This window comes from Arthrobacter sp. I3, from assembly GCF_000520575.1.
Lineage (GTDB): Bacteria > Actinomycetota > Actinomycetes > Actinomycetales > Micrococcaceae > Arthrobacter > Arthrobacter humicola_A.
On record NZ_KI914943.1, the window covers coordinates 17,526 to 23,344 of the forward strand.

The 5,819-nt window shown below is 69.2% G+C and carries 6 protein-coding genes; 4 read left to right on the forward strand and 2 right to left on the reverse strand.

The features are described from left to right. Window positions 1-137: 137 nt before the first annotated feature. Entirely contained in the window at window positions 138-1,565 is a 1,428-nt protein-coding gene (locus Y706_RS26085; protein WP_043436351.1) for an amino acid permease, read from the reverse strand. Between the two features lie 183 nt (window positions 1,566-1,748). Here Y706_RS26085 and Y706_RS0116855 point away from each other — a divergent pair, with 183 nt between their 5' ends. Continuing rightward, window positions 1,749-2,225 carry an Lrp/AsnC family transcriptional regulator gene (locus tag Y706_RS0116855; protein WP_028277521.1) on the forward strand — a complete coding sequence of 159 codons (477 nt, stop codon included), beginning with the start codon at window positions 1,749-1,751 and terminating at the stop codon, window positions 2,223-2,225. Here the strand turns inward: Y706_RS0116855 and Y706_RS30600 are convergent. Further along, entirely contained in the window at window positions 2,222-2,896 is a 675-nt protein-coding gene (locus Y706_RS30600; protein WP_216699141.1) for a maleylpyruvate isomerase N-terminal domain-containing protein, read from the reverse strand. The genes Y706_RS0116855 and Y706_RS30600 overlap by 4 nt on opposite strands. A 217-nt stretch (window positions 2,897-3,113) precedes the next feature. On the opposite strand from Y706_RS30600, the gene Y706_RS0116865 reads away from it, so the two are divergent. The 3 genes from Y706_RS0116865 to Y706_RS26090 all read left to right on the forward strand — a co-directional run. Then, the gene (locus Y706_RS0116865) at window positions 3,114-3,830 is read left to right on the forward strand and encodes an NUDIX hydrolase (RefSeq protein WP_028277523.1); all 717 of its coding nucleotides are present in this window, start codon (window positions 3,114-3,116) and stop codon (window positions 3,828-3,830) included. Further along, window positions 3,827-5,134: a quinolinate synthase NadA gene (gene nadA / locus Y706_RS0116870; RefSeq protein ID WP_028277524.1), complete on the forward strand. Its 1,308-nt coding sequence runs from the start codon at window positions 3,827-3,829 to the stop codon at window positions 5,132-5,134. The genes Y706_RS0116865 and nadA overlap by 4 nt, the downstream gene beginning before the upstream one ends. Next, the coding region (locus Y706_RS26090) for an FAD-binding protein (RefSeq protein ID WP_043436359.1) at window positions 5,131-5,819 on the forward strand (689 nt) is incomplete at its 3' end. The genes nadA and Y706_RS26090, both read left to right, overlap by 4 nt.

Consider the following 5,819-nt stretch of genomic DNA (forward strand, 5'->3'; position numbering starts at 1 on the left):
TGCCGGAAGCCACGGGGAGAAGTGTGTCCATGCCTGTGACCCTAGTCACCGGCGGCGGGGTGGGCAATCAGCCTAGGCTGGGGTGCCCAGACTGCACACTTATGCCGCCCCGCGCGCCGGTGAGCTTGGCAATTTGCCTAGCGGCTGGGCTGTTCCGCCTGGTCGGCTTTCGCGCCGGCGGCGGCGTTGCGGTTCCGGGTGATCCGGGCGCCGGTCCAGCACGCCACGGCGATGCCGGCCACCAGTACCAGGGTGCTGACCAGCTGCTTGCTGCTCTCCGGGCTGCCGAAGCCGACGGCGAAGATCAGTGCCAGGAGCACGAGCCCGAAGATCGTCAGCCCCGGGAAGCCCTTCATCCGCAGCGGCAGCGCAGTGCCGTCGCGGTCAGCCCGGCGGCGCAGGATCAGCTGGGACACCAGGGCCGAGCCCCACACCACGAGGCAGGTGGAACCGACCAGCTGGAACAGCGCCGGCAGGATCTGGTCCGGGAAGAGCAGTTCGAGAACGGCGGCCAGGAAGCCGAAGGCCACGGAGACGCTCACGGCCACGACCGGGACCCGGGCCGTGTTGAGCTTGGAGAGGAACTTGGGGGCTTCGCCGCGCTCAGAGAGCGAGTACACCATGCGGGACGCGCCGTAGAGGTTGGCGTTCAGGGCGGAGAGCAGCGCGATGACGGCGACCAGGGTGATCGCGGCGCCGGCGCCGGGGATCCGGGCGACGTCGAGGACGCCGGCGAAGGGGGACTTCAGGGCCGCGGAAGTCGAGGGAAGGACGGCCGCGATGACGAATACCGAGCCGATGTAGAACACGAGGATCCGCCAGACGACGGTGCGGATCGCCTGGGCGACGCTGCGCTCCGGGTTTTCCGTCTCGGCCGCGGCCACGCTGACAATCTCGGTGCCGCCGAAGGCGAAGATGACGACGAAGAGTGCGGTTGCGATGCCGCCCAGGCCGGCCGGGGCGAAGCCGGATGTGAAGTTGCTGAGGCCGGGGGACGGGACGTCCGGCAGCAAGCCCAGCAGCAGGGCCCCGCCGATGGCCAGGAATATCACGATGGCAGCCACCTTGAGGATGGCGAACCAGAATTCGAACTCGCCGAAATTCTTCACGCCCGCCAGGTTGATGGCGGTGAACAGGGCCATGAAGATCAGGGACAGTGCCCAGACGGGGATCACCGGCCACACCGTGAACAGGAGCCCGGCCGCACCGAGGGCCTCGGCCGCGATGACCACTACGAGCTGCAGCCACCAGAGCCAGCCGACGGTGGCGCCCGCGGTCTTGCCCATGGCCTTTTGCGTGTACACGGAGAAGGCGCCGCTGTTGGGATTGGCCGCGGCCATCTCCCCGAGCGCCCACATCACCAGGATGATCAGGGTTCCGGCGACGAGGTAGGAGATCAGCACGGCCGGTCCCGCCGCCTGGATTCCGGCTCCCGAGCCGAGGAACAGGCCGGCGCCGATCGCGCTGCCCAGTCCCATCATTGTCAGCTGGCGTGGTTTCATGCTGTGCCCCAGGCTCGGGGCGGGAACCGCGGTGGGTAGCGTCGCAGTGGACTTCATCGTCATGGCGAACCTTCGTGTGGTTTGGATCTTTTCGTCCTTATGGGACCTATTGAATTTACCGGATTTGGGGCCGGCCCCCGGCCGCCGGGACGCCTCCGCCGTGAGAGCATGGTGGCAGTTTGCTAACTGAATCGGGGCATCGGTGGCTGTTTGTCCGGCCCGGTCCCGCTTGGGAAGGAAGAATCAGTGGACGTTGATCCGCTTGATGCAAAGATTGTCCGATTTTTCACGGATTCCCCCCGGGCCTCGGTCCTGGAGGCCTCCCGGGTACTGAAGGTTGCCCGCGCCACGGTGCAGTCGCGCCTGGACCGGATGCAGGACGCCGGCGTGATTGGCTCATGGGTGCCCCAGCCCGATCCGGCGCACTTCGGCTACCCCGTCGTGGCTTTCTGCTCCCTCACGATCAACCAGGACCTCGGGCACGACGCCGTCGTGGAGGCCCTGGCGCGGATCCCCGAGCTGATCGAGATCCATACCGTCTCCGGGAGCTCGGACCTCATGGCCCGGATAGCCGCCCGCTCCAATTCGGACCTCCAGCGCGTCCTCGATGCCATGATCGCCACCCGATCGGTCCTGCGCTCGTCCTCCGTGATCGTGCTCAATACGCACTTCCAGGGCCGCACCCTGCCGCTGCTGGAAGCCGCGGCCGCCGGCACGGGCTAGAGGACACTCAGGTTTTCGGGCAGGCCGGTCCGGCCGGTGAGCAAGAGCAGCAAATCACCGGCGGACGGCAGCCGGGAGCCGATGGCTCCGGCGAGCTCCAGGGAGGCCGCGACCGCCGGGGCCAAAGCGGCGGGCGGCGGCAGGCCCAGGGCGCGCGCCAGATCCAGGGTGTGCACGGCCAGCTCGAAGGTCCGGGTCGGCAGGTAGTCGATGAGCGTCATTACTCCGGCAGGGGTGACCACCAGGGCATCGTCCTGCGTGTTCCTGACGAGGGCCGTGACGCGTTGGACAAGCTCCCGCACGGCAGCGGCAGGGTCCTCGCCCAGCGCCTCCCCGGTTTCCCTGCCTCGCTGCGCAATCGCGGCGGGCGAGGTGGCGCCCCGGACGGCCAGGAAGTATTCCACTGGACCCGGCACCCGTGCCCCGGCGGCCGGGGTGCCGAGGTAGGTTTCCACGGTTGTCAGGGCGCGGCTCGTGTGGCCGGTCAGCGCCCGGACATCCCATTCACCCAGTGCCGGCCGCGACCACGCCTGGTGCGGTACCTGCCCGGCGAGCTCCATGAATGCCTGGGCCGCCCCCGCGTATCGGGCCCTGACTGCCTCTGCGTCCGTACCCTCAGGGTCCATAACTTCTGTGTCCGTACCCTCCGGGTCCATATCTTCTGAGTCCATAGCCTCGATTAATACCGGTGCCGGCACCCGCGGACAAGCCCCGTCCGTGCGCCGGCGACAACCCGGTCCGGCCCGTGTGACCCGAAACATTTTGCGCCCGGGCGGCGCGGCCGTATCATTAGTTCTAGTCAATGTGACTATAACTAATCCGGCGGTCGGGCCGGATCCAGCCGGGCAGTCCATCGCGGACCCGCCCGGAACCTCAGAGGGCGGGTAGATCACCGTTTACACCACAGCAGCCAACGTCTCGGAGCGCCAGACCGCGCCGCCGTCGCTGGCCATCTCCACGGTGATCTTTGCGCTGCGTCCCAGCGAGCGGTCCGGCCGGCCCACGCTGTGGATTCCGCTGGTGCGCCGGATCCGCGAACCGTTCAAGGGCCTCTGGGCGCTGCCGGGTGGCCCGCTCACGCACTCCGAGTCACTCCAGGACGCCGCCTCGCGGAACCTGCGCGAGACCACCGGGCTGGCCCCGAACTACCTCGAACAGCTCTACGCCTTTGGCGGGCTGCACCGCTCGCCCACCCAGCGCGTCGTCTCGATCGTGTACTGGGCACTCGTCCAGCCCACGGAGGCCGCGCTGGCCGACGAATCGGAGAACGTGCGCTGGTTCCGCGCCGACAGGCTGGACGAGCTGGCCTTCGACCACAACTCGATCGTCGACTACGCGCTGTGGCGGCTGCGCAACAAGATGGCCTACGGATCCATCGCCTACCACCTGCTGGGCGAGTACTTCACCCTCGCCCAGGTCCGGGAGGTCTACGAGGCCGTCCTGGACCGCGAACTCGATCCCGCCAACTTCCGCCGGCAGGTCAAGGCCACGCCGGAAATCGAAGAAACCGACCATTATCTGCAGGGCGGCAAGCACCGCCCGCCCCGCCTCTACCGCTTCACCGGCCGCCCAGGCCTCGACCCAGACAACAGGAGCACACCATGAGCAGCGTCAACACGGCAATCCAGCTGATCACGCGCGAGCAGGCCACCACCATGGCACAGGGCGCGGCGGCCTCCACCTGCAGCCCCGCGCTGGCCCGCGGGCCCTGGGACTACGACCTCGCCGAGGCCCTCGCCGGCGTGCCCGCCTACGGGCCGGGTGCCTCCTCCACCGACGTCGCACCGGCCTCCACTCCCCGGCAGGGCCAGCTCCCGGAAGAATACAAGCTCGCTTCCGACGCCGAACTCGACGCCCGGATCCGCGCCGCCAAAGCGGCACTGGGGGACCGCGCCGTCGTACTGGGGCACTTCTACCAGCGCGACGAAGTGATCGAATACGCCGACTTCGTGGGCGATTCGTTCCAGCTCGCCAACGCCGCCCTGACCCGGCCCGACGCGGAGGCCATCGTCTTCTGCGGCGTGCACTTCATGGCCGAGACGGCGGACATCCTGTCCCGCCCCGACCAGGCCGTGATCCTGCCCAACCTGGCCGCGGGCTGCTCCATGGCCGACATGGCGGACATCGACTCGGTCACCGAGTGCTGGGAACAGCTTGAGGAGGTCTTCGGCACCGAGCCCGACGCCGAGGGCCGGGTCCCGGTCATCCCGGTCACCTACATGAACTCCTCCGCCGCCCTCAAGGGCTTCTGCGGCGAGCGCGGCGGGATCGTCTGCACCTCCTCGAACGCCGCGACGGTGCTGGAATGGGCCTTCGAACGCGGCCAGCGCGTGCTGTTCTTCCCCGACCAGCACCTGGGCCGCAACACGGCGAAGGCCATGGGGGTGCCGTTGGAGCAGATGCCGATGTGGAACCCGCGCAAGGACCTCGGCGGCAACGACGAACAGGCCCTGCTCGATTCCCGGGTAATCCTCTGGCACGGCTTCTGCTCGGTCCACAAACGCTTCAACGTGGGCCAGATCGAAAAGGCCCGCGCCGAGTTCCCCGGCGTGCAGGTGATCGTGCACCCGGAATGCCCCATGGAGGTGGTGGATGCCGCCGATTCCGCCGGGTCCACCGACTTCATCAAGAAGGCCATCGCCGCGGCCACGGAACCCACCACGTTCGCGATCGGCACCGAAATCAACATGGTGAACCGGCTCGCCGCGGAATACCCGCAGCACACGATCTTCTGCCTGGACCCGGTGATCTGCCCCTGCTCCACGATGTACCGCATCCACCCCGGCTACCTCGCCTGGGTCCTGGAAGCGCTGGTCCGCGGCGAGGTGCTGAACCGCATCACCGTGGACGAGGACGTGGCCGCCCCGGCCAGGGTGGCCCTGGAGCGCATGCTGGCGGCGCGGCCGTGACCAGGCGGCTCGTGATCGTCGGCAGCGGGATTGCGGGGCTCTACGCCGCGCTGCTCGCCACCGACGACGCCGCCACCGGCGGCCGTGACATCGAGGTGGTCCTCCTGAGCAAGGGGACGCTGGAACAAAGCAACACGTTCTACGCCCAGGGCGGCGTCTCGGCCGTGCTGGCCCCGGAGGATGCCGCCCCCGGTGACTCCGTGGCAGCGCACATCGCGGACACGCTCGCCGCCGGTGCCGGGCTCAACGACCCCGAGGCAGTCAGGGTCCTGTGTACAGAGGCCGTCCGGGACATCGCCGCCCTGGGCCGCTACGGCGTGCATTTCGACGCAGCTCCCGGCGGCGGACCGGCCCTGGGCCTTGAAGCGGCACACTCGGCGCCGCGCATCCTGCACGCCGGCGGGGACGCGACGGGCGCCTGCATCGCCCGCGGGCTCGTCGCCGCCGTCCTCGAACGCGCCGTCCTGGACCGCGCCGGCCACGGCCGGCTCCGGGTGGAGACCAGCGCGTTCGTCACCGGGCTCCTGACCGGACCGGACGACCTGGCCGAAGCGCTGCCGGACGAACTGTCACAGCGCGGCAGCACGCCCCCGACGCCGGCCCGGGTCACCGGAGTGGCCTACCTGGCAGGCGGACGGCCCCAGGAGCTGGCCGCCGACGCCGTCCTGCTCACCACCGGCGGGGC